General features: G+C 71.1%; 29 protein-coding genes. 22 read left to right on the top strand and 7 right to left on the bottom strand.

Features of this window, described 5'->3' with window-relative positions; translation table 11 throughout:
• Positions 1-57: 57 nt before the first annotated feature.
• Genes KZI27_RS19525 through KZI27_RS19515 form a run of 3 tightly spaced genes read left to right on the top strand, consistent with a single transcriptional unit; the run spans position 58 to position 2,632 of the window.
• The gene (locus KZI27_RS19525) at positions 58-804 is read left to right on the top strand and encodes an ABC transporter ATP-binding protein (protein WP_222658889.1); all 747 of its coding nucleotides are present in this window, start codon (positions 58-60) and stop codon (positions 802-804) included.
• Positions 801-2,078, top strand: coding sequence for an ABC transporter permease (locus KZI27_RS19520; protein ID WP_222658888.1), 1,278 nt, complete (start codon positions 801-803; stop codon positions 2,076-2,078). The genes KZI27_RS19525 and KZI27_RS19520 overlap by 4 nt, the downstream gene beginning before the upstream one ends.
• A 26-nt stretch (positions 2,079-2,104) precedes the next feature.
• On the top strand, positions 2,105-2,632 hold the full coding sequence (locus tag KZI27_RS19515; RefSeq protein WP_111083574.1) for a GNAT family N-acetyltransferase: 528 nt from the start codon (positions 2,105-2,107) through the stop codon (positions 2,630-2,632).
• A 44-nt stretch (positions 2,633-2,676) separates the two neighbouring features.
• On the opposite strand, the gene KZI27_RS19510 is transcribed toward KZI27_RS19515, so the two are convergent.
• Positions 2,677-2,952 carry a hypothetical protein gene (locus tag KZI27_RS19510; protein WP_222658887.1) on the bottom strand — a complete coding sequence of 92 codons (276 nt, stop codon included), beginning with the start codon at positions 2,950-2,952 and terminating at the stop codon, positions 2,677-2,679.
• Positions 2,953-3,054: 102 nt separating this feature from the next.
• On the opposite strand from KZI27_RS19510, the gene KZI27_RS19505 reads away from it, so the two are divergent.
• Genes KZI27_RS19505 through KZI27_RS19495 form a run of 3 tightly spaced genes read left to right on the top strand, consistent with a single transcriptional unit; the run spans position 3,055 to position 5,657 of the window.
• A complete protein-coding gene (locus tag KZI27_RS19505; RefSeq protein ID WP_111083572.1) occupies positions 3,055-3,723 on the top strand; it encodes a hypothetical protein in 669 nt (222 codons plus the stop codon).
• A gap of 39 nt (positions 3,724-3,762) precedes the next feature.
• Positions 3,763-5,208, top strand: coding sequence for a phytoene desaturase family protein (locus tag KZI27_RS19500; protein ID WP_222658886.1), 1,446 nt, complete (start codon positions 3,763-3,765; stop codon positions 5,206-5,208).
• A gap of 5 nt (positions 5,209-5,213) precedes the next feature.
• Positions 5,214-5,657 carry an SRPBCC family protein gene (locus KZI27_RS19495; protein ID WP_123311539.1) on the top strand — a complete coding sequence of 148 codons (444 nt, stop codon included), beginning with the start codon at positions 5,214-5,216 and terminating at the stop codon, positions 5,655-5,657.
• 136 nt (positions 5,658-5,793) lie between these two features.
• On the opposite strand, the gene KZI27_RS19490 is transcribed toward KZI27_RS19495, so the two are convergent.
• Positions 5,794-6,612 (bottom strand): shikimate 5-dehydrogenase, encoded by an 819-nt coding sequence (locus tag KZI27_RS19490; RefSeq protein WP_222658885.1) that lies wholly within the window; start codon positions 6,610-6,612, stop codon positions 5,794-5,796.
• Positions 6,613-6,691: 79 nt separating this feature from the next.
• Here KZI27_RS19490 and KZI27_RS19485 point away from each other — a divergent pair, with 79 nt between their 5' ends.
• The 3 genes from KZI27_RS19485 (at position 6,692) to KZI27_RS19475 (ending at position 9,477) form a co-directional block, all read left to right on the top strand.
• The gene (locus tag KZI27_RS19485; RefSeq protein WP_261783991.1) at positions 6,692-7,630 is read left to right on the top strand and encodes an NADP-dependent oxidoreductase; all 939 of its coding nucleotides are present in this window, start codon (positions 6,692-6,694) and stop codon (positions 7,628-7,630) included.
• A gap of 137 nt (positions 7,631-7,767) precedes the next feature.
• Positions 7,768-7,962: a PspC domain-containing protein gene (locus KZI27_RS19480; protein ID WP_222658884.1), complete on the top strand. Its 195-nt coding sequence runs from the start codon at positions 7,768-7,770 to the stop codon at positions 7,960-7,962.
• Positions 7,963-8,088: 126 nt separating this feature from the next.
• Positions 8,089-9,477 carry an L-serine ammonia-lyase gene (locus KZI27_RS19475; RefSeq protein ID WP_222658883.1) on the top strand — a complete coding sequence of 463 codons (1,389 nt, stop codon included), beginning with the start codon at positions 8,089-8,091 and terminating at the stop codon, positions 9,475-9,477.
• Between the two features lie 55 nt (positions 9,478-9,532).
• On the opposite strand, the gene KZI27_RS19470 is transcribed toward KZI27_RS19475, so the two are convergent.
• From KZI27_RS19470 to KZI27_RS19450, 5 genes are read right to left on the bottom strand one after another with little or no spacing between them, the layout of a single operon-like run.
• Complete coding sequence (locus KZI27_RS19470; protein ID WP_222658882.1) at positions 9,533-10,369, bottom strand: class II fructose-bisphosphate aldolase; 837 nt, start codon at positions 10,367-10,369, stop codon at positions 9,533-9,535.
• Positions 10,366-11,325, bottom strand: a complete 960-nt coding sequence (locus KZI27_RS19465) for a 1-phosphofructokinase family hexose kinase (protein ID WP_222658881.1) — start codon at positions 11,323-11,325, stop codon at positions 10,366-10,368. Before KZI27_RS19465 ends, KZI27_RS19470 begins: the two co-directional genes overlap by 4 nt.
• Positions 11,322-12,443 carry an N-acetylglucosamine-6-phosphate deacetylase gene (nagA, locus tag KZI27_RS19460; RefSeq protein WP_222658880.1) on the bottom strand — a complete coding sequence of 374 codons (1,122 nt, stop codon included), beginning with the start codon at positions 12,441-12,443 and terminating at the stop codon, positions 11,322-11,324. Before nagA ends, KZI27_RS19465 begins: the two co-directional genes overlap by 4 nt.
• A complete protein-coding gene (locus KZI27_RS19455; protein WP_222658879.1) occupies positions 12,440-13,345 on the bottom strand; it encodes an ROK family protein in 906 nt (301 codons plus the stop codon). The genes nagA and KZI27_RS19455 overlap by 4 nt, the downstream gene beginning before the upstream one ends.
• Entirely contained in the window at positions 13,345-14,223 is an 879-nt protein-coding gene (locus tag KZI27_RS19450) for an SIS domain-containing protein (RefSeq protein WP_222658878.1), read from the bottom strand. Before KZI27_RS19450 ends, KZI27_RS19455 begins: the two co-directional genes overlap by 1 nt.
• A 132-nt stretch (positions 14,224-14,355) precedes the next feature.
• On the opposite strand from KZI27_RS19450, the gene KZI27_RS19445 reads away from it, so the two are divergent.
• The 13 genes from KZI27_RS19445 to KZI27_RS19385 all read left to right on the top strand — a co-directional run bounded on the left by KZI27_RS19445 (position 14,356) and on the right by KZI27_RS19385 (position 25,434).
• The gene (locus tag KZI27_RS19445; RefSeq protein WP_261783990.1) at positions 14,356-15,144 is read left to right on the top strand and encodes a DeoR/GlpR family DNA-binding transcription regulator; all 789 of its coding nucleotides are present in this window, start codon (positions 14,356-14,358) and stop codon (positions 15,142-15,144) included.
• A 148-nt stretch (positions 15,145-15,292) separates the two neighbouring features.
• Positions 15,293-16,543, top strand: a complete 1,251-nt coding sequence (locus tag KZI27_RS19440; RefSeq protein WP_222658876.1) for a Gfo/Idh/MocA family protein — start codon at positions 15,293-15,295, stop codon at positions 16,541-16,543.
• A gap of 23 nt (positions 16,544-16,566) precedes the next feature.
• Entirely contained in the window at positions 16,567-17,892 is a 1,326-nt protein-coding gene (locus tag KZI27_RS19435) for an ABC transporter substrate-binding protein (RefSeq protein ID WP_222658875.1), read from the top strand.
• 11 nt (positions 17,893-17,903) lie between these two features.
• Positions 17,904-18,881: a carbohydrate ABC transporter permease gene (locus tag KZI27_RS19430; protein ID WP_222658874.1), complete on the top strand. Its 978-nt coding sequence runs from the start codon at positions 17,904-17,906 to the stop codon at positions 18,879-18,881.
• On the top strand, positions 18,878-19,738 hold the full coding sequence (locus KZI27_RS19425) for a carbohydrate ABC transporter permease (protein WP_261783989.1): 861 nt from the start codon (positions 18,878-18,880) through the stop codon (positions 19,736-19,738). Before KZI27_RS19430 ends, KZI27_RS19425 begins: the two co-directional genes overlap by 4 nt.
• A complete protein-coding gene (locus tag KZI27_RS19420) occupies positions 19,735-20,505 on the top strand; it encodes a hypothetical protein (protein ID WP_222658873.1) in 771 nt (256 codons plus the stop codon). Before KZI27_RS19425 ends, KZI27_RS19420 begins: the two co-directional genes overlap by 4 nt.
• Before the next feature lie 34 nt (positions 20,506-20,539).
• Positions 20,540-20,746 carry a hypothetical protein gene (locus KZI27_RS19415; RefSeq protein WP_111083557.1) on the top strand — a complete coding sequence of 69 codons (207 nt, stop codon included), beginning with the start codon at positions 20,540-20,542 and terminating at the stop codon, positions 20,744-20,746.
• A gap of 48 nt (positions 20,747-20,794) precedes the next feature.
• Positions 20,795-22,480, top strand: coding sequence for a bifunctional 3'-5' exonuclease/DNA polymerase (locus tag KZI27_RS19410; RefSeq protein WP_222658872.1), 1,686 nt, complete (start codon positions 20,795-20,797; stop codon positions 22,478-22,480).
• Between the two features lie 68 nt (positions 22,481-22,548).
• Positions 22,549-22,782, top strand: coding sequence for a hypothetical protein (locus KZI27_RS19405; RefSeq protein ID WP_222658871.1), 234 nt, complete (start codon positions 22,549-22,551; stop codon positions 22,780-22,782).
• Positions 22,783-22,976: 194 nt separating this feature from the next.
• On the top strand, positions 22,977-23,501 hold the full coding sequence (locus tag KZI27_RS19400; RefSeq protein ID WP_222658870.1) for a hypothetical protein: 525 nt from the start codon (positions 22,977-22,979) through the stop codon (positions 23,499-23,501).
• 6 nt (positions 23,502-23,507) lie between these two features.
• The gene (locus tag KZI27_RS19395; RefSeq protein ID WP_222658869.1) at positions 23,508-24,038 is read left to right on the top strand and encodes an SdpA family antimicrobial peptide system protein; all 531 of its coding nucleotides are present in this window, start codon (positions 23,508-23,510) and stop codon (positions 24,036-24,038) included.
• A complete protein-coding gene (locus tag KZI27_RS19390; RefSeq protein WP_222658868.1) occupies positions 24,035-24,976 on the top strand; it encodes a sporulation-delaying protein SdpB family protein in 942 nt (313 codons plus the stop codon). The genes KZI27_RS19395 and KZI27_RS19390 overlap by 4 nt, the downstream gene beginning before the upstream one ends.
• Positions 24,973-25,434: a hypothetical protein gene (locus KZI27_RS19385; protein WP_222658867.1), complete on the top strand. Its 462-nt coding sequence runs from the start codon at positions 24,973-24,975 to the stop codon at positions 25,432-25,434. Before KZI27_RS19390 ends, KZI27_RS19385 begins: the two co-directional genes overlap by 4 nt.
• Positions 25,435-25,461: the final 27 nt, after the last annotated feature.

Genomic DNA, 25,461 nt, shown 5'->3' with positions numbered 1-25,461 from the left:
ACATGATCTACAGCAAACGCAAACTTGCAGTCGTGCACCGGACACTACGGTGGGGCCATGACCACTCCCGTGCTCGAGGCCCGTGACCTCGCCAGGACCTACGGCCGAGGCCCGACGCGGTTCGACGCGCTCAAGGGGGTGTCGCTCCAGGTGCACCAGGGCGAGAGCCTGGCGATCGTCGGCAAGTCCGGCTCGGGCAAGTCGACGCTCATGCACCTGCTCGCACTGCTCGACAAGCCGTCGACCGGGCAGGTCCTGCTCGACGGCACCGATGCGGCGACCCTCGGTGCGCGGCAGGTGAACCGCACGCGCAACAGCACCTTCGGGTTCGTGTTCCAGCAGTTCTTCCTGACCCCCAAGACCTCGGTGCTCGACAACGTCGTTCTCCCCCTCAAGATCGCCGGCGTCTCCGGTGCTGAACGGAAGCGCCGCGGCATGGCGGCGCTCGACTCCCTCGGCCTCGCCGACAAGGCGAAGAACGACGCCAACGACCTGTCCGGCGGGCAGAAGCAGCGCGTGGTCATCGCACGCGCGCTGGTCGGCGAGCCGAGCGTCATCTTCGCCGACGAGCCGACCGGCAACCTCGACACGAACACCGGGCAGGTGGTCGAGGACATGCTCTTCGGCCTGCAGCGCGAACGCGGGATCACGCTCGTCGTGGTGACCCACGACGAAGAACTCGCCGCCCGCTGCGACCGCAGCGTCAACGTCCGCGACGGACTCATCGTCGGCGGATCGGACGGCGTGCCCACGGCCGGCGCCGCCGTCGACCAGCAGGCCACGCACGGAAGGCACTCCGCATGAACTTCCTCGACCTGCTCCGCACCGCGGTCGCGAACACCTTCCGGTCGAAGCTGCGCACGACCCTGACGGTCATCGCGATCTTCATCGGCGCCTTCACGATCACGCTCACCTCGGCGATCGGCACGGGTGTCAGCAACTACATCGACACCCAGGTCTCCTCGATCGGCGACACCGGCTCCCTGACCATCACGAAGGCCGTCGACACCGCGTCGACCGACAGCGGCCCCGCGGAGTACGACCCCGACGAGTCCGGCCAGAGCGTCGACCGTGGTCCGGCGTCGTTCTCGTACCTGTCGCAGTCCGACGTCGACGACATCCGTGCGATCGACGGCATCGAGAGCATCCGTCCGGCGGTCGCCCTCGCACCGAAGTACGCCGAGCACGGAGACGACGGCAAGTACGTCGTCTCGCTCACGGCCAACGCCGGCGAGCTCGACGCCGACCTGGCGAGCGGGAAGCAGCTCGACGACGACACCGACACGAACCAGGTGATCCTGCCGACGAACTACCTGGAGAACCTCGGACTCGGCAGCGCGAAGGCCGCCGTCGGCAAGGAGCTCACCTTCGCGGTGGACGACTACCAGGGCAAGGAGCACACCCTCACCGCCACGGTGGTCGGTGTGCAGAACGAGTCGTTGTTCGGAGGCGGGGCCGGGGCGAACGCCGCGCTCACCGACGCGATGCAGGCCGCGCAAGAGGTCGGCAAGCCGGACTCGATCGCGACCTCGTACGCCAGCGCCACCGCGACGCTCGACTCCGGGGCCTCCGCGACCACGGTCAAGAAGGCACTGTCGGACGACGGGTTCCTCGGGCAGACCATCCAGGACCAGCTCGGTCAGTTCCAGACCGTCATCAGCGGCATCGTCGGGGTCCTGAACGCCTTCGCCGTCATCGCCCTGGTGGCGGCGGGCTTCGGCATCATCAACACGCTGCTCATGAGCGTGCAGGAGCGCACCCGCGAGATCGGCCTGATGAAGGCCATGGGCATGGGCGGCGGCAAGGTGTACACCCTGTTCTCGCTCGAGGCGGTGTTCATCGGGTTCCTCGGCAGCGCGATCGGTGCCGGTGTCGCGATCCTGCTCGGCACGGGCATCTCGAACGTCCTCGCCGGCACGGTACTCAAGGACCTGCCGGGCCTGCAGATCATGCAGTTCGCACCGAGTTCGGTGGCGACGATCATCCTCGTCGTGATGTTCATCGCGTTCCTCGCCGGCACCCTCCCCGCACGCCGCGCCGCACGGCAGAACCCGATCGAGGCGCTCCGGTACGAGTAGGGCTCCGCGTGCATAGTCTCTGACGGGTGGCGGCATTCGGGCGGGACCTCGGCGACGGGTACACGCTGACGCTGCGCGACCTGACGACGGTCGACCCGGTGCTGGAGCTCGTGCGCGCGAACCTGGACCGGCTGCGTGCGGCCGAACCGTGGGCGTGGGACCCGCAGGACCGCGAGACCATCGGGCTGCACACCGAACGGCTGCTCGGCCAGTTCGCGATGGACCGCGCGCTCCCGTGCGTCATCCGGTCCGACGACCGCATCGTCGGGGTGGCGTCGCTGACCTTCGACCCGTACCTGGGCCAGGCGTCCCTCGGCTACTGGGTGGACGCCGGACACGAGGGTCGTGGTGTCGCAGGGCGGGCCGCCGGCGTGCTGGTCGAGGTCGCGCGGGCACGCGGCACCGCACGGCTCGAGATCCGGACCGGCGTCGACAACGTCCGCAGCCGCGCGCTCGCCGAACGGCTCGGGTTCGCCCACGAGGGGACCCTGCGGGGTGCGCTGCCGCTCGGGCCCGTCCGCGCCGACGTCGCCGTCTACGGCCTGCTGCTCTAGGCGCGTCTCCCCCGCCGACGTGCGCGCGCGTCAGGAGCTTTGCGTCAGGAGCCCTGCGTCGCGCCCTGCCAGACGGCGAACACACCGCCGACGACCGCCAGCACGAGCAGCAGGATCCAGACGGCCAGCGCGACGAGGTTCAGGAAGATCCCCCACCCCGCGCGACCACGGGCGAGCGGTTCCCGGCTCCGGGAAGCGACCCCCAGGCACAGCCCGACGATCGGTGCGACGAACGTCCATCCGGCGAGCAGCGAGCAGATCCCGAGGACCAGGCTCGCCGTCCCGAGACCGGTGCGGGGGGATTCCGAGTACGTGACCATGCACCCGACGCTACGGAACCGCTCGGGGTGCGTCGTCCCTCCAGGGCCTGATCCGGGTCCGCCTGCGGACGGATGGTCACCCGCCGCCGGTATCGTCGGAGCATGGCCTTGTTCGGACGACGCAACCACGACGTGCGCGATCGACCCATCAGCCAGGTCGAACTGAAGCGTGCCGTCGACGAGGGCTTCCTCATCGCGAAGGCCGCGGTCACGATCGCGGTCGGCAACCGGATCATCACGAACGCGCTGCGTGACCAGGGCTACTTCGACCACGCGCTGATCGCCGAGGCTGCGCGCGAGGAACTCCACCGCATGGCCGAGGAACAGCGTGGCGACGCTGCCCGCATGCGGGAGATCCGGTCGACGTCGAGCAAGTCGAAGGGTCGCTCACGCCACCAGCACGACTACCGGCGGGGCGACGACCTCAAGCTCCGCACGCGTGAGGCGACGTACGAGCAACTCGCGACGATGCTCGACAAGCGCCGCGACGACCAGCACTTCGTCGACGGCATCGTGCTCGCTGCCCGAGCCCGCGCCTGGGACGACATCGGCACCACGGTCGTCGGGCGTCTCGGCTGGGCCCAGCGTCCGGCCGACGACTACGAGATCGGCCGTGACGACCGCCTGCAGCAGATGCTCGACGAGGACTTCGCGACGTTGCTGGCCGAGCACCCCGTGGGCTCGACCCCGGTCGACGCCGACGAGCCCGACGACGCCGACGGCGACGAGGACGGCTCCGACCCGGCCGACCCCGACGTCGCCCGCCCCTGACCGCTACCACGCGCAGACACGAGTCCCTAGGCTCGGACCATGGTTGATGCGGTGGTCGTCGGGGCCGGACCGAACGGACTCGCGGCGGCGGTGACGCTCGCCCGAGCGGGCCTGTCCGTCGAGGTCGTCGAGCGGAACGACACCATCGGCGGTGGGGCGCGCACCGCGGAGCTCACGCTGCCGGGGTTCCTGCACGACGTCTGCTCGGCCGTGCACCCGATGGCGCTGCAGTCCGAGTTCTTCCGGCTGTTCCGGATGGAGGAGCGCATCGAGCTCCGCCTGCCCGAGGTGCAGTACGGGCACCCGCTCGACGGCGGTCGCGCGGGCATCGCGTACCAGGACCTCGAGCGGACGGCCGCCGAGCTCGGTGTGGACGGCCCCGCCTTCCGGAACCTGATGGGCCCGCTCGCCCGTTCCGCCGACCAGGTCGCCGACTTCGCGACCGACGCCCTGCTGCACGTGCCGCGGCACCCGCTCACGGTGCTGCGGTTCGGCCTGCGCGCCCTCGAGCAGGGCAGCAGCGCCTGGAACGCCCGCTTCCGGCAGGACGCCGCGCCGGCGATGGTGTCCGGCGTCGCCGCACACTCCATCCAGCACATGCCCTCGCTGTCGACGGCCGCCGCGGCCCTGTCGCTCGGCGCCTACGCACACGCCCGCGGCTGGCCCGTGCCGATCGGCGGCAGCCAGGCGATCGTCGACGCGCTCGCCGACGACCTCGTCGCGCACGGCGGCCGCATCGTCACCGGGCACGAGGTCCGGTCGCTCGGTGACCTCACCCCGGCGAAGGCGGTGCTGTTCGACACGAGCGTGCCCGGCATGCTGCGGATCGCCGGTTCGCAGATCCCGACCCCGAAGCGCGGTGCGCTCCGCCGGTTCCGGTTCGGCAACGCGGCCGCGAAGGTCGACTTCGCACTGTCCGACCCGGTGCCGTGGACGAACGAGGCGCTGCGCAGGGCGGGCACCGTGCACATCGGCGGGACGCGAGCCGAGATCGCCGCGGCGGAGGGCTCGGTCGCGCACGGCCGACACGCCGAACGGCCGTACGTGCTCGGTTCGGAGCCGACCGTCGTCGACCCGACCCGTGCACCGGGGGGCAAGCACGTGTTCTGGGCCTACGCGCACGTGCCGGCGGGGTCCGACGTCGACCAGACCGAGGCGATCACGCGGCAGGTCGAGCGGTTCGCTCCGGGGTTCCGCGACACGATCCTGCAGTCGTCGAGCCGCACGGCGGCGCACATGTCGGACCACAACCCGAACTACGTCGGCGGCGACATCGCTGCCGGTGCTGCGAGCTTCTGGCAGCTCGTGAAGCGCCCGGTGCTGTCCAGCGACCCGTGGCGGATGGGCGGCGGCATGTACCTGTGCTCGGAGTCGTCCGCGCCCGGACCCGGTGTGCACGGCATGGCTGGTTGGCGTGCCGCGAAGAGCGCGCTCCGGCACACCTTCGGGCTGCCCGACGACGTCGACCTCACCCCGGAAGGCTGAACACCATGGCCAAGAACGTCCGCATCCTGCACTGCTCGCCCGAGGACGTCTTCGACGTGCTCGCCGACGGCTGGCTCTACACGACCTGGGTGGTCGGCGCCTCACGCATGCGCGCGCAGGAGCCCGGGTGGCCGCAGGTCGGCACGCACCTGCACCACTCGTTCGGCGCGTGGCCGGTCGTCATCGACGACGTCACGACCTCGTTGGTGTGGGACCCGCCGCACCGCATGGTGATCCAGCCGAAGGGGTGGCCGATCGGCGAGGCACGCGTGGAACTGACCGTGGAGCCGCACCGCAAGGGCTGCAAGGTGACGATCGTCGAGAACGCGGTCGCCGGTCCGGGCTCGTACGTCCCAGACTTCCTCATGCAGCCGCTCATCTGGGTCCGCAACCACGAGACGTTGCGCCGGCTCGGGTGGGTGGCCGTCGGACGCGCGGCGAACGCCTGAGACGTCCCCACGGACGGACGGGAGGCACGGTGCCAGCTGGCACCGTCCCTCCCGTCACGGCCGTCGTGCCGCTGGCGCGTCACGCCGGAACCGGCGTGTGGGGCCCACCTCCCGTCCGTCCTCGTGGTTGCGTCGACTACTCGGCGCGCGAGAACTCGCTGGCGCGCGCCACCTGGTCGTCGGTCAGGGCGACGCCCGTGTAGCGCTCGAACTGACGTGCTGCCTGCAGCGCGATGACCTCGGCTCCGGTGATGACGTGCTTGCCGGCCTGGCGGCCGGCGCGGACCAGCGGGGTCTCCGACGGGAACGCGACCACGTCGAAGACCGTGTGGGCCGCCTCGATCCGGTCCTGGGCGAAGGCGAGCGCGTCCTGCTGGTCGCCGCGCATGCCGAGGGGCGTGACGTTCACGACCAGGTCGGTCTCCCCCGCCTCGCGCTCCTCGGCGACCCACTCGTAGCCGTACTGCGACGCGAGTGCCGGGCCGGTCTGCTCGTTGCGGGCGACGACCGTCAGGTGGTCGAAGCCGGCGCCACGGAACGCCGCGGTGACGGCCTTCGCCATGCCGCCGGAACCGCGGAGCAGCACGCGAGAAGCGGTGTCGACGTCGTGCGAGGCGAGCAGCGCGGCGATCGCCTCGTAGTCGGTGTTCGACGCGGTGAGCACGCCGTCGTCGTTCACGACCGTGTTCACCGACTGGATGGCGGCGGCGGACTCCTCGATGTGGTCGACGAGCGGGATGATCGCCTCCTTGAAGGGCATCGACACCGAGCAGCCTCGGATGCCGAGGGCACGGATGCCGGCTACGGCGCCGGGCAGGTCGGTCGTGGTGAACGCCTTGTACAGGAAGTTGAGCCCGAGCTCGTCGTACAGGAAGTTGTGGAACCGGGTGCCGATGTTGCTCGGCCGGGCCGCGAGCGACATGCAGACCTGCATGTCCTTGTTGAGGATGGGCATGTCGCCCAGTCTCCCACCGTCACGCCGATGGAGCGGTCCACGCGGACCGTTCGTCGTGCTCGGGGTACCGTCGGACGCGATGACTGAGATCCCGGAGACCATGCGCGCTGTCCGCTTCGACGAGTGGGGAGACCGGTCCGTGCTGCACGTCGCCGAGGTCCCCGTCCCCGAGGCCTCCGCCGGCCGGGTGCTCGTGCGCGTCCGCGCCGCCGGCATCAACCCCGGCGAATCGGCGATCCGCCAGGGGCTGTTCGACGGCGGGTCCGCAGACGCGCTGCCGTCCGGACAGGGCACCGACTTCGCCGGCATCGTCGTCGCGGTCGGCGAGGGCGTCGACGGCGTCGACGAGGGCGAAGAGGTCCTCGGGTGGTCGTGGGACCGCGCGAGCCAGGCGGAGTACGTGTCGGTGCCGGCCGAACAGGTCGTGCAGAAGCCGCGCCTGCTCGACTGGACCGTCGCCGGCGGGCTCGACATCGTCGCGACGACCGCGGCCGCCGCCGTCCGTGCCGTCGATCCCCGTCCCGGCGAGACCGTCGTCGTGTCCGGGGCTGCCGGTGGTGTCGGCGGGTTCGTCACCCAACTGCTGACGAACGAGGGCATCGACGTCATCGCGATCGCGTCTGAGGCGAACCACGAGTGGCTCCGGTCGAAGCGAGCACGACCCGTCGCGTACGGCGAGGGCCTGCAGGAGCGGATCACCGAACTCGCGACCAACGGCATCGACGCCGTCATCGACACCTACGGACCCGAGTACGTGCACCTGGGGATCGCCCTGGGCGTGCCGGTCGACCGCATCGAGACGATCATCGCGTTCGAGGCCGCAGCCGAGGTCGGTGCGAAGGCATCCGGCAGTGCGGACACGGCCGACCCGGAGATCCTCGGCGCCCTCGCGATGCAGGTGGCGAACGGCGAGGTCGAGGTGCCGATCGCGGCCACCTACCCGCTCGACCGGGTGCAGGACGCCTACGAGCAGCTGGAGCAGCGGCACACCCGCGGGAAGATCGTGCTGATCCCCTGACGGGTGCCGGGGGCCGTTCGGCGGCTCGGTGTGCGGCGGGGGCTCGGGGGTCGGGGGTCGTTCGGGGGTTGTCCCCACCGTGCTCCGGGGTACTGCCCGGATGCCCTTGCTCGTCGCTGGTGCGTAGCGTCGTCCCCATGAGCACACTCTCCCGTCCCCGCAACGGCCGCATCCTCGCCGGTGTCTGCGCCGGCCTCGCCGATCGCTTCCGCCTCTCCCGCACCCTCGTCCGCATCGGCTGGGTGATCCTGAGCCTCTTCCCCGGCCCCTTGTGGATCGCCTACGTCGTCCTGTGGTTCGTGGTGCCGGCCGAGGGCAACGCCCGCCGCTAGCCCACGCGCCGAGTCTCGCGGTGAGCGACAGTTCTCGCGCTCGTGGGTCCGTGATCTGTCGCTCAGCCCGAGACTCGACGCGGCCAGTCCGAGACCCGGTCCGTCCGGACGGGTTAGTGTGGCGGCGTGCCGGTCTCCGTCTTCGATCTGTTCAGCGTGGGTGTCGGTCCCTCGAGCTCGCACACCGTCGGGCCGATGCGGGCCGGTGCCGAGTTCGCCACCCTGGTGGCCGGGCTCCCGGTCGCGTCCGTCGCCGTCGACCTGTACGGCTCGCTCGCGTCGACCGGGCAGGGCCACGGCACCCTCGGCGCCGTGGTCGCCGGCCTGATGGGGTCCCACCCCGAGACCGTCGACCCGGACGCGATGTCAGCGGCGCTCGATGCCCTCGAACGGGACGGCGTGCTCCGACTCGACGGCGGAGCGCCCGTGCCGTTCCGGCTCGCCGACATCGTGCTGCACCCCCTGACCATGCTGCCCCGGCACCCGAACGCCATGCGGCTGCGCGCCCGTGACGCGTCCGGTACCGACCTGGCCGACGAGACCTACTACTCGATCGGCGGCGGCTTCATCGCGCGCGACAGCGAGGACGAGGGCGACGGGGCCGTCGTCGCGGGCGCGGCGATCCCCGTCGACGACCGTGTCCCGTTTCCGTTCTCCAGCGGCGCGGAACTGCTGGCCGCCTGTGCCGCGTCCGGCCTGCCGATCAGCGGGGTGGCGCTCGCCAACGAGTCGGTCACCCGGACCGACGCCGACGTCCGCACCGGACTGCTCGGCATCCACGCCGTCATGGACTCGTGCGTCGAGCGCTCCGTCCGACGGGACGGCTGCCTGCCCGGTGGCCTGGACGTCCGCCGCCGCGCCAGCACCTGGCACGAGCAGCTCACCCGAGAGGACCCCGACCACGACCCGCTGTTCGCCATGGAGTGGGTGAACCTCGTCGCCATGGCGGTGAACGAGGAGAACGCCACCGGTGGCCGGGTCGTCACCGCGCCCACCAACGGCGCCGCCGGCATCATCCCCGCCGTCCTGTACTACGCGCTGACGTACGTCCCCGCGATCACCGCCGCCGACCGGGACGACGCCGTGGTGCGGTTCCTGCTCACCGCGGGCGCCATCGGCTCGATCTACAAGGAGCGTGCGTCGATCTCCGGCGCCGAGGTCGGGTGCCAGGGCGAGGTCGGATCCGCTGCCTCGATGGCGGCCGCCGGGCTCGCCGAGGTCCTCGGGGGCACACCGGAACAGGTCGAGAACGCCGCCGAGATCGCCATGGAGCACAACCTGGGGCTGACGTGCGACCCCATCGGCGGCCTGGTGCAGATCCCGTGCATCGAGCGGAACGCGATCGCGGCGAACAAGGCGATCAACGCCGCACGCATGGCCCTGCGCGGGGACGGTGTGCACCACGTGTCACTCGACCAGGTCGTCGAGACGATGCGGCAGACCGGGGCGGACATGTCGTCGAAGTACAAGGAGACCGCCATGGGCGGGCTCGCGGTGAACGTCCCGCTCTGCTGAACGGGCTCCCTGTCGCTGCGGGCGCTGGCGCTGCTCGCGTTGTCGCTGCTTCCGCTCAGCCGTGCAGGAGCGTCAGCAGTCGTGCGGTCTCAGTGGAGATCGCCTCGCGCCCCGCCGACACGTACTTCCGCGGGTCGACCAGGTCGGGTCGCTCGTCGAGCACGGTGCGCAGGGCACGGGTGAACAGGCCGTTCAGGTGCGTCGAGATGTTGATCTTCGTCATGCCGGCGCGCACCGCCCCGCGCAGTTCGTCGTCGGACAGACCCGACGAGCCGTGCAGGACCAACGAGACCGGTACCGCGTCGCGCAGGCGTTCCACCAGGTCGCGGTCGACCGAGGCCTCGCGGGTCTGCATCGCGTGCGACGTCCCGACGGCGACGGCCAGGGCGTCCACCCCGGTGTCGGCCACGAACGCGGCGGCGTCGGTCGGGTCGGTGCGGACGCCGGGAGCGTGCACACCGTCCTTGCCGCCCACCTCGCCGAGCTCGGCCTCGATGGCGACGCCGGCGGCGTGACACCGCACCGCGAGGTCGTGGGTGGCGGCGACGTTCGCCGCGAAGTCCAGGTGGGAGCCGTCGTACATGACGGAGTCCACGCCGAGGTCGATCCCGGCGGCGACGAGGTCCGGGTCCTCGATGTGGTCGAGGTGGACCAGGACGTCGACGTCGGCGGCCCGGGCGATCGCCTGGGTCGCGGTCGTGATCGGCGCGAGCCCGCCGTGGTACCGGACGCAGTTCTCGCTGATCTGCAGGATGACGGGCAGCCCGGCCTGCTCGGCCCCGGTGACGATGGCCTCGGCGTGCTCGAGCAGGACGACGTTGAACGCGCCGACCCCGCGGTGTGCCGTGCGGGCGGTGTCGAGCAGGCCGGTCAGGGCCAGGTCGGTGATCATGCTGGGGTCCTCGTTCGGTCGGGGTGGGTCAGGAAGCGGTGGACGTCGCCGGGGTCGACCTCGCCGGCCACCGGGCGCAGGACGGCGGCGGCCCCGTGGGCGGCAGCGGACCGGAGGGCCCGGAGCAGGGTGTCGTCAGCGAACGGTGCACCGGGGACCTGCTGGGTACCCGCGCCGACCAGAGCGCCGACGAGACCGGCGGTCGCCGCGTCGCCCGCGCCCGTCGGGTTGCCGGACACACCGGGCACCGCCGGGACCTCGAGCACGCGGTCCGCGGTGTGGGCGGCGATGCCGTGCGCCCCGCGGGATACCACCACGACACCGGCACCGAGTTCCAGCAGCCGGAGCGCGCCGGCACGTTCGTCCGTGGCACCGGTGGCCTCGAGCAGTTCCTCGCGGTTCGGCTTGCAGACCGTGGCGCCGGCGCTCGCCGCCGCCAGCAGTGCGGCACCGGAGCAGTCCACGACGCTCAGGACGCCGTGCCCGTGCGCCGTGGCGACCCAGCTCGCGACGACGTCGGGCGCGGTTCCGCTGGGCAGCGAACCGGACACGACGAGGGCGGTGGTGTCGGCGTCGGCGAGCAGTCCGCCGACCGCCGTGGCGACGGCGTCCCACTCGACGGCCGTGAGCACCGGGCCGGGCTCACCGAACATCGTCGGGTGGGCGATGTCGTCGACCACGGTGACCGTCGTGCGGGTCGTACCGGACACCACGACGTCGGTGTGGTCGAGGCCCAGGCGGTCGAGCGCGGTCGAGATCCAGCGGCCGGGCGTCTCCCCGAGGGGCAGGACCGCGTGCGTCGCGACACCGGTCGCCGCCAGGACCCGGCCGACGTTCAGGCCCTTGCCACCCGGGTGCCGCGCGACGTCGAGCACCCGCTGGGTCTCGCCGATGCGCTGTTCGGCGACCCGGTACGTGACGTCGACGGCGGGGTTCGGCGTGACGACGACGATCACGCGACCACCGCCGGTGTCAGGGGGCTCCGCACCGAACCGGTGTCGGGGTCGAGGACGAGGAGGTCGGCGGGCGCGCCGACGGTGAGCGGCGCCGGTCGACCGAGCAGCCGAGCCGCGCGGGTGGCAGAGGCGGCGACGACCTCGGGTACCGCGACCCCGCTCGTCAGCAGCCGGCGGACCGCGTCGGCGACGGTGATCGTGCTGCCCGCCAACGACGACCCGTCGGCGAGCATCGCGACACCGCCGCGGACCGAGACTGCGGACCCGGCGATGGTGTGGTCGCCGTCGGGGCAGCCCGTCGCCGACATCGCGTCGGACACGAGGACCAGGCGGTCCGGTGCGCTCCGCTGGACGAGCTCGATCGTGGTCGGGTCGAGGTGGTGTCCGTCGACGATGCACTCGAGCAGGACCCGGTCGTCGGTCAGGGCGACCCCGACCGGCCCCGGCGTGCGGTGGTGCAGCGGTGGCATGCCGTTGAACAGGTGAGTGACGACCGAGGCACCGGCGTCGATCGCGCGGCGGGTCTGCTCGGCGGTGGCGTCGGTGTGCCCGATCGCCACGACGACCCCGGCGGCGACGAACCGCGCCACGGTGTCGAGGGCGCCGGGGAGCTCGGGTGCGAGCGTGACGATCCGCAGCGCGCCGTCGGCGGCCGCCAGGTACGCCTCGACCTCGAGGGGGTCCGGGGCGTGGAGCAGGTCCATCCGATGGGCTCCGCGGCGGGCCGGGGACAACCACGGCCCTTCGAGGTGCAGGCCCGCCAGCGTGCCGTCCGAGGTGAGCGGTCGAAGGCGCGTGAGCGCTGCGACGGTGTCGTCGGGGCGTCCGGTGGCGATCGAGGCGACGAGGGTCGTGGTCCCCCGCGACCGGTGGTGTGCCGCCGCTGCCCGGGCATCCTCCGTGGAACAGGTCGCGAAGTCGTGGCCGAGGGCGCCGTGGGCGTGCAGGTCGACGAAGCCCGGCACGACGGTGCCCTCGACGGTGACCGCAGTGCCTGCGCGCGGCGGTGTGCCGACACCGACCGCGAGCACGGTGGCGTCGTCGCCGAGGAGGATCCAGCCGTGGTGCAGGTCGTGGGCAGCGGTCACGATGCGCGGCGCGCGGACGAGCGTGGTCACAGCAGGACTCCGCTCTCGAGCAGCCGCCGAGCGAGCAGGCCCGCGCCGATGGCTCCGGCAGCGTCGCCGTGGGCGGCAGGCCGGACCTCCGGAGCGCGGACCCCGACGAGCCGTTCGGCCACCGCCGTGCGCAGCGGCCCGAACAGCAGCGGGCCGGACTCGGCGAGTCCCCCGCCGACGATGACGGTGTGGCACCCGGCGACCGCGGTCGTCCACGCGAGCGCGTCAGCGAGGACGGCGACGCAGTCGTCCCAGACGGCGGTCGCCACGGGGTCGCCGTCGCGAACCCGGAGCATGGCTGCGTGCGCCGACGCGGAGCCGGAGCGGCGTGCGACTCCCCCGGCCGACGCGATCTCCTCGACCCGGAGCCCCGCGTGCGGTCCGGACGGGATCAGCACCTGGCCGATCTCCCCCGCCCATCCGCCCCCGGACACCACCTGGCCGTCGACGACCAGCGCACTGGCCAGCCCGGTGCCGACGGGCACGAAGGCGACCGATCCGTGGGACAGCGCCGTGTCGCCGGTGTGGGTCTCGGCGAGGGCGCCGGCGCGGACGTCGTGGCCGAAGGCGAGCGGGACGTCGATGCCGCGGCGGACGAGCTCGGCCTGCACGAGGCCACGGATCGGCACGTCCTGCCATCCGAGGTTCACCGCGAGGACGACGGTGCCGGCGGCCTCGTCGACGACACCCGGCGTGACGAGCCCGACGGCGTCGAGACGACCGCGGTCGAGCGCCCGGGCAGCCAGGTCGGCGACGGCGACGGCCAGTCGGTCCGCCGACGGGTCGTCGCGCGGCGTCGGGACCCGGGTCTCGTCCAGGACGAGTCCGTCGGTGTCGGTCAGCCGAGCCTTGGTGCCCGTGCCGCCGACGTCGACCCCGAGCACCGCGCCTGCGCCCGCCATCAGGTGAGGATGACCGACCGCGTCAGGGAACGGGGGTTGTCCGGGTCCAGCCCGCGACCCTCGGCCAGGGCGACGGCGAACCGGTGCACGACGACGAGCCCGGCGATGGGGTCGAGGTCGTGCTGCACGAAGCGCGCACCGGTGGCGGCGACCTCGTCGGAGAGCCCCTGCGGCGCGGCGCCGAGCGACCAGACGAGCCGGCCGGGCTGCGCGATGGCGATCGGCCCGTGCCGGTAGTCCATCGCCGGGTAGGACTCGGCCCAGAACTGTGCGGCCTCCCGCGTCTTGAGCGCGGCCTCGAACGTCAGACCGACGGCGGCACCACGGCCCACGAAGGAGACCTGCTCGGCGTCGAGCAGGTCGTCGATCGGCACCGTCAGGGCGGTCTCGGCCTGGGTGGCGAGGGCGTCGACGTCGTCGCCGATCGACGCGCGCAGCAGGGCGAGCGCCGTGGTGGCGAACCGGGTCTGCACGACGGAGCGCTCGTCGGCGAAGGGCAGTGCGACCACGTCGTCGGCGACGGCTGCGGCGGGGCTGTCCGCGACGGCCGTGATCAGGACGGTGCGCTGCGACGGCAGGGCCTGCAGCAGGTCGACGATCTCGGTCGTGGTGCCCGAGCGGCTGATGGTGAGCACGCGGTCGTACTCGCGCGATGCGGGGTACTCGGAGCCGGCGAAGGCGTCGGTGACCCCGAGGCCGGCCTGTTCACGGGCGACGGCGTAGCTCATCGCGATGAACCAGCTCGTGCCGCAGCCGATCACCGCGACGCGTTCGCCGGGCTGGGGGAGTGCGTCCGAGAAGGTCGGCAGGAGTGCTGCGGCAGCGCGCCAGGTCTCCGGCTGGGAGGCCAGTTCGGCGCTCACGAAGGTGTCGGTCATGGGAGCCTTCCGGTCCGGTTCGATCCGGGTGATCGATGATCAGGAAGCGTAGCGAGCGATCGTGCGCGATGGAAGACCAAAGCGTCATTTCCGATCACCGAGCGGTCGCAACGGCACCGTAGGATGGCCGTCATGACCCCCCAACAGCGGCTGAACGCCCTGCTCGAACTGGTGAGCGAGCGCGGCAACGTGTCGATCGCCGAGATCGGGGAGCTGCTGGGGATCTCGGCGGCGACGGCCCGACGGGACCTCACGACGCTCGCCGACCAGCGGCTCGTGACGCGCACGCACGGGGGAGCAGCGGCGCTCGGGGCCGGCTACGAACTGCCGCTGCAGTACAAGATCGTGCGCCAGGCCGAGGCGAAGACCGCCATCGCGCGCGCCGCCGCACGACTGGTGCAGCCCGGCGAGACCGTCGGGCTCAACGGCGGCACCACCACGACCGAGGTCGCGCGTGAACTCGGCAAGAGCGAGCGGTTCATCCGGGCCGATGGCGAGTTCGGGATCACCATCGTGACGAACGCGCTCAACGTCGGCTACGAGCTGTCCGTCCGCGCAAACGTCAAGATCGTGGTCACGGGCGGGGTGGCGCGGCGGCAGTCGTACGAGCTCGTCGGACCGCTCGTCCGGGACGCCCTCGACGAGTTCGCACTCGACCTCGTGGTCCTCGGGGTGGACGGCCTGACCGGGCAGTACGGCGCTACGACCATGCACGAGGGCGAGGCCGAGGTCAGCCGGCACTTCGCGTCGGTCGGGCGACGGGTCATCGTGGTCGCCGACTCGACCAAGATCGAGCGGTCGACCTTCGCCAGGATCTGCCCGCTGGACCGCATCGACGTCCTGGTCACCGACCAGCCCGTCCCGCCGGCCTTCGCAGCCGACCTCGCCAGCGCCGGCGTGGAGCTCGTCGTCGCCGACTGAGCAGGCGGACGAGCGCCCGGATCCCGGGCGCGACGTTTCGATCGTGTAAAACCCTCCCGCCGTGGACCCATGAGCGATCCGTGAGCGCCTATTGTGCATTCATGATCGATTCGGCATCATTGGCGTCACAATCACGCAAGGGAGCGAGATGAGCATGGGCGTTGACAACGGGAAACTCCGCGTCGCGGTGATCGGCATGGGCCAGCGGTCCGCCATCGCACGGCACGTCGCCGAGGCGGTCGCCGCGGAACCGGCACTGCGGGCGCAGGTCGTCGCCGTGGCGGACGTCACCGCAGCGGGCCGCGAGCGCGGGCGGGCCGAGTACCCCGACGCGTTGGTGGTCGAGCACCACCGGGACCTCACCGGCCAGGTCGACGCCGCGATCGTGACCACCCCGGACCGGACGCACGCCGAGATCGCGATCGACCTGCTCCGCGCGGGCATCGCCGTCTACCTCGAGAAGCCCCTCGCGATCACGGTCGAGGACGCCGACGCGGTCCTCAACACCGCCGCCGAGACGGGCACCCCGCTCTACGTCGGCCACAACTTCCGTCACGCGGCCGTCGTCCGCCTGATGCGCGAGATCGTCGACCGCGGCGAGATCGGCGAGGTCAAGGCCGTCTGGTGCCGGCACTTCGTCGGCAACGGCGGGGACTACTACTTCAAGGACTGGCACGCCGACCGCGCGAACGTCAACTCGCTGCTCCTGCAGAAGGCCAGCCACGACCTGGACGTCATCCACGCGCTCGGCGGCGGGGACACCAGCCGCGTCGTGGGCATGGGGTCGCTGTCGGTCTACGGCGACGTCACCGACCGGAGGGACCGCAGCGGCGAGCTGATGGGGGACTGGTTCTCCCACGACAACTGGCCGCCGCTCGCGCAGACCGGGCTGAACCCCGTCGTCGACGTCGAGGACGTCTCGATGGTGATGATGACGCTCGACAACGGCGTGCAGGCCAGTTACGAGCAATGCCACTTCACCCCGGACTACTGGCGGAACTACACGGTCATCGGCACCGAGGGCCGCCTCGAGAACATCGGCGACACCGGCGGTGGCGTCGTGAAGGTCTGGACGCACCGTCGTGGCTGGGACACCGCGGGGGACCGCGAGTACCCGATCGACGGCGTCGAGGACGGCCACGCCGACGCCGACCTGATCACCATGACCGAGTTCCTGCGGTCCGTCGCCCTCGGCGAACCGACGGAGCTGTCCCCGATCGCGGCGCGCGCCGCGGTCGCCGCCGGTGCCCTGGCGACCCGCTCGCTGCGGACCGGCTCCGTCCCGATCGACGTCCCGCCGCTGCCGACCGAGACGATCGCGCACTTCAGCCGGCCCGCCACACCCTCCACACGACCCGCTCCGCACCCCACCCACCCCGCCCAGACCGTCGGTTCCTGACGGCCGTGCGAAAGGACCTCCCGATGACCGCACACATCCCCGCCCGAGGGACCGGCGTCCGCCGGATCCTCGTCGGCGCCGTCGCCGCGCTCGGCGCGGCCGCACTCCTCGCCGGGTGCTCCACGTCCTCCGGGGCGTCGAGCTCCGGCGGTGACTACACCGCTGCCGCGAAGGACACCAAGGCGAACCTGACGTACGCCGTCTGGGACGAGAACCAGGTCAAGGCGATCAAGGCCAACCTCAAGGGCTTCAACGAGGAGTACCCGGACATCAAGGTCAGCGTCGACGTCACGCCGTTCGCCAACTACTGGACGAAGCTGCAGACCCAGGGCTCGAGCAACACGCTTCCCGACCTGTTCTGGATGAACGGCCCCAACTTCCAGCTGTACGCGGCCAACGGCAAGCTCGCGCCGATCACCGGCGAGATCAAGGCCGGAGACATCGACCCCGCGAAGTACTCGAGCGCGCTGAACGACCTGTACACGTACGACGACACCCAGTACGGCGTGCCGAAGGACTTCGACACCATCGGCGTCTGGGTGAACAAGGCCCTGTTCGAGAAAGCCGGCATGGACCTGCCGTCGAAGGACTGGACCTGGGACGACTTCCAGGAGACCGGCGCCGAGCTCAGCAAGAAGCTCGAGGCCGACGGCGCGTACGGCGCTGCCGGCGGCATGGACGGCCAGACGACCTACTACGACACGATCTTCCAGGCCGGGGGATCGGTCGTGAACGCCGACGGCACGAAGTCCGAGTACGCCTCGAAGGCCTCGGAAGCGGGCCTGCAGTTCTGGACGGACCTGATCGACTCGGGCGCTTCGCCCTCGATCAAGCAGCTCACCGACACCACCGCCGACCAGTGGTTCACGTCGGGCAAGCTCGCGATGTACCAGGGCGGCAGCTGGTTCCGCTCGGCCCTGACCGGCACCGCGATGGAGAAGGACGTCGTCGTGTACCCCCTGCCGAAGGGCAAGGAGCAGGCGACCGTCATCCACGGTGTCTCGAACGTCGTGTCCGAGGCGAGCAAGAACAAGGCCGCGGCGCAGGCGCTCCAGGTCTACCTCGCCGGCGAGACCGCCCAGCAGCAGCAGGGCGACATGGGCGCCGTCATCCCCGCCTACGAGGGCACGCAGTCCGCCTTCACGAAGACGATGCCGGACGCCGACCTGCAGGTGTTCCTCGACGCCGTCGACTACGCCAAGCCCCTGCCGGTGTCGAAGAACACCGCCGCCTGGAACACCCTCGAGACCAACCTCCTGCCGAACGCCTTCGACGGTTCGACCCCGGTCGACGACGTCGCGAAGCAGCTCGCGCAGAAGATGGACGCCGCCCTCGCCAAGGAACAGTGAGTCCCGAGCCGATGACGATCAACACCGAGCGGCCGCAGGCCGCCTCCGCCCACGCCCGGACGACGCGGTCGTCCGGGCGGGGCGCCCCCGGCCCGACGGCCGGCGGCACGCGCGCACCCCGACGGACGGACGGCTGGTGGCCGTGGCTGTTCGTCCTGCCGCTGCTCATCGGCGTCGGTACGTTCTACATCTGGCCGATCATCCAGACGTTCTGGTACTCGTTCACCAGCTGGGGCGTGTTCGGCGGGGCGACGTTCAGCGGCGTCGCCAACTACGTCCGCCTCGCCGGTGACCCGCAGCTGTACCAATCGCTGCTCAACACGATCGTCTACACGGTCATCGTCCTGGCCGGCATCCCGATCGCGGTCTGGCTCGCCAGTCTGCTGAACACCCCGGGCCTGCGGTTCGCGCAGTTCTACCGGGTCCTCTTCTTCCTGCCCTACGTCGCCATGCCGGCCGCGATCGCCCTCGTCTGGCGCATCATGTTCAACGGCGACTACGGCATCGTGAACTGGTTCATCGGACTGTTCGGCATCGACGGTCCGTACTGGATCTCCACGCCCGGGTTCGCGCTCGTCGCGGTGAGCTTCGTCGGCCTGTGGTCGTCCCTCGGGTTCTCGATGATCATCCTCGGCGCGGGTCTCAAGGACATCCCCCCGGAGCTGTACGAGGCCGCCGAACTCGACGGCGCGAGTCGCTGGCGGCAGTTCCGTTCCGTCACGGTCCCGCTGCTCAGCCCGAGCATCTTCTTCGTGGTCATCGTCACGACGATCTCGAGCTTCCAGCTGTTCGACCTGCTCTACGCCATCCTCGGCAGCACCAACCCGGTGATCCCGAAGACGATGTCGCTCGTCTTCTACTTCTACAGCGCCGGGTTCATCGACAACGACAAGGGCTTCGCGGCCGCGATCGCCATGGTGATCTTCCTGCTCATCGGCATCGTCACGCTCGTGCAGTTCCGCGTCCAACGGAAGTGGGTGCAGGCATGACCGCAACCGTCACACCGCCACGGGCCGCACGCCGGCCCGGCCGCCGCGGCGGCAGCCACTGGTGGATCCACGTCGTCCTCGGCGTCGGCGGCTTCGCGATGGCGTTCCCGTTCGTGTGGCAGATCATCATGTCGCTGTCCACGAACGCCCAGGTGCAGTCCGTCACCCCGACGTTCTGGCCGGGAGAGCTGCAGTGGCAGAACTACGCGCAGGTGTTCGAGCGCCTGCCGTTCCTCAGCCAGCTCGGCACGTCCGTGTACGTCACGATCATCCGCACGCTGGCGCAGATCGTGCTCTGCACGCTCGCCGGCTACGCCTTCGCCCGCATGCGGTTCCGGGGCCGGGCGGTCCTGCTCGCGATCGTGCTGTCGATCCTGCTGGTGCCGTCGCAGGTGTACCTGATCTCGCAGTACCAGATCGTGCAGGGGCTCGGATGGCTCGACACCCTGATGGGGATCGTCGCACCGGGGCTGTTCAGCGCGTTCGGCACCTTCCTGATGCGGACGGCGTTCCTGAACATGCCGCCCGAGCTGGAAGAGGCTGCGCGCATGGACGGCGCCAACCCGTTCCAGACGTTCTGGCGGATCATGCTGCCACTCGCCCGTCCCTCGATCAGCGTGCTCGCGATCACGACCGTGCTGTGGTCGTGGAACGAGCTCCTCTGGCCGCTCGTGGTCTCGACGCGTGCCGAGGACATGCCCCTCGCGGCCGGCCTCGCGACGCTGTCGAGCGACCGGACGATCGACTACCCGGTGCTCATGGCCGCGAGCCTGATGGCCATGGCCCCGGTGCTCATCATGTTCGTCGTCCTGCAGCGGCGGGTGATGGACGGGCTCGCCTCGTCCGGTCTGAAGTGACCGCCGACACCCCCGGCCAGGAGGCCCGTCCCGCGTCCGTCGCGGTCCTCGCCGCCGCCGTGGGGTCGCCGGACGACTCCGCCACGGTGGCGGCCGCACTGGCCGCCACCGTCGCCGACGCGGACCCCGCACAGCGGGACGCCCTGCTGGTCGCCGCGTTCCGCGCGGCCGTACCCGGCAACGCCGTGGCGCTCGAGGCGCGGGGGCTCCCGCGCAGCCTGGCCGAGGCGTCCGTCGCCGACGTCCACCGGAAACTCGACCGGTACGGCCTGCGTGGCACGGGGGTGGACTGGCTCGTCTCGGTGGCGACCGGTCGCGTGGTGGCCGTGGGGCGCCTCCAGTACGAACTCGGCGACCGCCTGCCGGACGGCCGGCCGGCCTGGGGCGTCCACGTCCCGGAGACCGGGCCGCTCGACCCGGACGCCTGCGACCGGTCGTTCGCCCGCGCGCCGGAGGTCCTGCGAGCCCTCGCGCCGGCGCTCGCCGCCGAGCGGTGGCAGTGCCGCTCGTGGATCCTCGACCCCGGCCTGGCCGCGGTGCTCGGTCCCGAGGCGAACCTGGTGCGCTTCGCCCGACGGTTCCGGCTCGCACCGCCCGGCCCGCACGACGGCGCCGAGGGCGACGAGAGCGTGGCGAAGTTCGTGTTCGGCGTGCCGCTGGCCACAGCTCGGGCCTCGAACGCGTCCGGTCGCCTGCCCCGGGCGGTCCTCGACCGGTGGGCGGCCGGGGCGCACTGGACCGAACGGACCGGGACCGCATCCGTCTGATCGCGCGGAGCCGTCAGCGCGTACCGTGCAGCGCATGACGAAGCCCGACCACGACCACCTCGACGACGGCGTGGACATGACGTTCGAGGAACGACGCCAGGACACCTTCCGACGCATGTCCGGGTCCGACGCGCACGACGCCGACCCCCGGGTCGAGGTGTCCCGCGCCGAGGACGGCGACGTGCGCATCGACGTCGCCGACACCGCAGCCGTGCGCCCCGGCGGTCCGAAGCGCGCCTGAACCGCCACCCCGTCAACCAGTGACGGTGGGGCACGGCATGATCGTCCCGTGCACCTCGTCCTCCGCCGCGTCGACGGCGGCGTCCTCGCGACGCCCCTGACCGACGCGGGGACCGCTGACGGCGAGCCGATCCGCCTGGACGAGCCGGGCCTCCCGGCCTTCGTCGCCGCGCACGACGCACCGGGCGTGCGCTGGGTCTGGGACGACACCGCACGCTGGTACCCGGCCGTCCTCGCCTCCGGTGGGCGCGTGGGCCGCTGCGTCGACCTGCGGTTGTGCCGACGGATCCTGCGCGCCGCGCTGGCTGCGCGTGGTTCCGCACTCGCGGCGGCACCGGCGGACGCGCTCGACGCTCCGGCGGCCGAGGTCCGGGTCGTCCGGCCGACGCAGGCACAGCTCTTCGACGACGCCTTGTTCACCGCGTCGGAGCCGGACGACGACCTCGACCCGGTCGCCGAGTTCCGGGCGCAGCTCGCGGCGGTCGCGGGGTCGACGGCACCCGGCGCGCTCCGGCTGCTGACGACCGCCGAGTCCGCCGGAGCCCTCGTCGCAGCGGAGATGCTGCACGCCGGCCTGCCGTGGCGCGCCGACGTCCACGAGCGGCTGCTCGAGGAGACGCTCGGGCCGCGTGTGCCCTACGGTGTGCGACCGCGGCGGCTCGAGGAGATCGCCGCCGTCGTGCGCGAGCGCCTCGACGACCCGACGCTCAACCCGGACTCGCCGGCCGACGTCCTGCGATCGCTGCGCCGTGCCGGGCTCATGGTGACGAGCACCCGCAAGTGGGAACTGCAGGAGATCGAGCACCCCGTCATCGAGCCGCTGCTCGAGTACAAGCGACTCGCACGGCTCCTGACGGCGAACGGGTGGACGTGGCTCGACGACTGGGTGCGCGACGGCCGGTTCCACCCGAAGTACGTGGTCGGCGGCGTCGTGACCGGGCGCTGGGCGGCCGACGGCGGGGGAGCGATGCAGTTGCCGAAGGGCATCCGCGGGGCCGTCGTCGCGGACCCCGGCTGGAAGCTCGTCGTGGCCGACGCTGCACAGCTGGAGCCGCGCGTGCTCGCGGCGATGGCCGGTGACCGGGCGATGGCCGCCGCCGGCGACGGGCGCGACCTGTACGACGGCGTCGTGGCCTCGGGCGCCGTCGAGACCCGGCAGCAGGCGAAGGTGGCCATGCTCGGCGCGATGTACGGCGCCACCCAGGGCGAGGGCGGACGGCTCGTCCCGCGCCTGGTGCGGGCGTTCCCGCGCGCGCTGGACCTGGTCGAACGCGCCGCTCGGGCGGGGGAGCGCGGCGAACCCGTGACGACGTTGCTCGGGCGGACGTCGCCCGTGCCGGAGGCGTCGTGGTTCGAGGCGCGGAACCAGGCCTACACGGTCGAGGGGACCCCGGCGATGCAGCGTGCCGTCGAGTCGCGGGCCCGGAGCTGGGGGCGGTTCACCCGGAACTTCGTGGTGCAGGGGACCGCGGCCGAGTGGGCACTCGCGTGGATGGGATCACTGCGTTCCCGGCTCACCGCACGGTTCCCCGGGGCGGTGACGGACGGCCCGCACCTGGTGTTCTTCGTGCACGACGAGATCGTGGTGCACGCGCCGGAGGAGCACGCCGAGTGGGTGGCGACGCAGATCCGCGAGGCCGCGGTCGATGCCGGACGCCTGCTGTTCCAGGAGTTCCCGGTGACGTTCCCGCTGTCGGTCGCGGTGGTGGGCGCGTACTCCGAGGCGAAGGACTGACCGACCGGGCCTGGTTCCATGGTGTCGTGACGACTCCGTACCGAAGGTCAGACCACCAGGGTGCCGCTGTGCTGCTCACCGTGCTGGCGGTGGTCTGCTGGGTGGCCACGCTCACGCTGCCGATCGTCGCCCTGTCGTTGATGCTCCGCGTCGAAGCACCGGTTGAGCGGGCCGTCCCGATCGTCATCGCGTGGTTCCTGACCCCCTTCATGGCCGCGGTCGGGGTGACCGTCGGTCTCGTCATCCTCCAGCGCTCTCGCCGGAGTGTTGCGGCGGTGCGAGGCGGCTCTCCCGGCCGGTGAGGCCTGCAACCGGCCGATCCAGGGTGAACATTGTGTCGGTGACATATGTATGCCAGTGTTCTCGCATTGACGAAAGGAATGCGATGAAGCACTCACTTGCCAGCTTTGCAGCAGCGGTCCTCCTGGCCGGGAGCCTGGTCGGCACCAGTCCAGCGACTGGTGCCCCGTCCTCGGTGGCGGCCGGACCGTCTGACGTGGAGATCGTGAACGCGCTTGCATTCGGCGCTGGCGATCTCGCCGGGCGACTGGGCACTGAGGTCGGGACCGACGTACTCGTGTCAGACGATTTCGACGTTGATGGCTACCGCGCGAAAGCGCGCGCAGCCAGCTCGGAGGTGTTGTCCGCCGAGAAGGAACGTCTGCGGCCCGTCCTGCAGGGTCTCAGGAGCGGGAATGTGTATCGCGTCCAGACGGCTTCCGCCGAGCTCGGTGTGATCGTCGTCGATCACACACGCAAGCAGATGGAGGCGGAGGGTGTCGACCCTGCGGCTCTTCCGTCAGCACAGGGGAGCGGTCGGTGCGGCGTCGCGGTGGTGTGCGTCGCGTACGCGGCGGTCGGCGCACACAACGCCGCGGTAGCGACTGCAGCGGTAGCGGTCGTTGTCTCCGTAGCGCTGTGGTGCGGCGCTTGGACCTGGTGCGGGAAGGCCGCGACCGGGTCCGAGAGCACAGCGGCGCGAGAGCGTCTCGCCGTGCAGGTCGCCTCGATCATCCAGTAGGCGTCGGTGCTCAACCCAGAGGTCCGTGCCCTTGCGCTGTGCGTGGCGGTGGTCGCCGTCACCGTGAGCGGTGTGACCGCGCTGTCCCTCCCCACGGCCGATCATCTCGGGCCTGCCTCGAAACGTGTGGCCAACGTGGCGCGGGAGGTCATCCCGGAAGGGTGGTCTTTCTTCACGAAGTCGCCACGAGAGTCGTTCGTGGTTGCGTACGACGACGAAGGCAATGCAGTGGGCACTGCCCCGAACTCGCAGGGGAAGTGGTCCTTCGGGTTGAACCGCGCTTCTCGACTCGGCGGGATCGACGTCGAGCGGGTCATGCGGAAGCTGGACCCTGGGGATTGGCGTCGCTGTGAGGAAGGCATGGACGTCACCGTGTGCGGCGAGGGACTGGAGCATCAGTCAGTCCGGGTGACGAATGAACTGAACTCCTTGTGCGGGAAGATCACACTCGCACGGGAGGAGCCCGTGCCTTGGGCGTTCCGCGGCATGGACCCGCTCATCGAGGAGATCGCTGTGGTGGAGGTTCGGTGCAGATGAACCTGCAGTCCCTCGCCCGGGGAGTGCGTTCAGAGTGGAGAGATCCGGCCTCGGCAGGGCGGGGACTCCTGGACGCCGCAGTTCGGTTCATCGATGAGGTCTCGCCGTACAGCTCATCGCTGGCGGTTGCACGCACTCTCCTCGCGCTGTCCACGCTCCTCACGGTGCTTGTGACGCCGAGCGCAGCGCTCTTCATCGAGACTCCGGACAACCCGGATGGCGTCGTGTGTGACGCAGCAACCGCTCGGTGGTCATTGTTCTGTATGGCTGGAGGTGCCACGCCGGCGACCATGACTCTCGTGGTCGTGGTCATGCTGGCGGTACTGAGCGGTTACCTCCCCGCGGTCACCGCAGTTCCGCACTGGTGGGTGGCCTGGAGTCTCAACATCTGCTCTCCGATCCGCGATGGCGGGGACCAGGTGGCGGCCGTACTCACACTGCTCTTGGTCCCGCTTCTCCTCCTCGACCGTCGGCGCAGTCACTGGTCACCAGACCGTCGGTGGAGTGCGCGGCCGTGGGGAGTCCGAGGGGTGGCCTGGGGTGTCCTGGTGATCGTCTGGGTCCAGGCCTCCGTCTTGTACGCCAACGCGGCGATCGCGAAGTTCGCCGTGGCGGAGTGGGCGAACGGGACCGCGCTCTGGTACTGGATCCAAGAACCCAGCTTCCGGCCCCCGGCGGCGTTCCTCTGGCTTGCCGAGGTCGCACAGGACGCGCTCGCTGGCGCGGTCATCGTCAACTACGGCGTCCTGGCACTCGAGCTGCTGGCAGCGGCGCTGCTGTTCGTGCGTCCAGAGGTCAGGAGGATCGCCCTCCCGATCCTGCTCGCCTTCCATTTCTCCATCGGTGTCATGTTCGGTCTCTGGTCGTTCTTCCTCTCGATGGCGGCACTTCTGGTGCTCTACCTCCGGGCGCCCCGCAACGATCGGATGGACGCATGAGTGTTCTCTCCTGGCAACGCTTCGACATCGGCCTCCGACTCATCCTCTGCAGCGGCCCGCTGCTGGTTTGCGTCTTCTCCCTCGCCGAGTTCCCGGAGGCGAGTGGCTGGTGGATGCTCGGTGTCGGGAGTGGTGCGCTCGTGATGATGCTCGTTGCTCCGGTGGTGGCGATCATCGCCACGCGGGACGCAGTCTGGTTCGTCGCAGTGCCCTTCTGGGCAGTCCGCATCGCGATCACCGACATTGCATCGGTGAACAGCGTCGACGTGCGCCCCATGGAAGACTTCGGAGGATGGGGCGTCAAAGGAGCAAGTCGCCGCGGTGGCCTGCTCCTGGCCGCGCAGGGACAACAGGCTGTGCGGATCGCCAGGCCGAACGGACAGGTGTTCCTCGCCACATCCGGCGATGCGGAGCGCGCAGTCGCAGCGATCGATCGTGCGCTGGGTGCACGCCGGTAGCGCCGGTGTCACCGTGGGGCGGGACAG

It is taken from the genome of Curtobacterium sp. TC1 (assembly GCF_019844075.1).
In the GTDB taxonomy this organism is placed as follows: Bacteria; Actinomycetota; Actinomycetes; order Actinomycetales; family Microbacteriaceae; genus Curtobacterium.
This window is presented reverse-complemented; position numbering and strand designations above follow the sequence as displayed.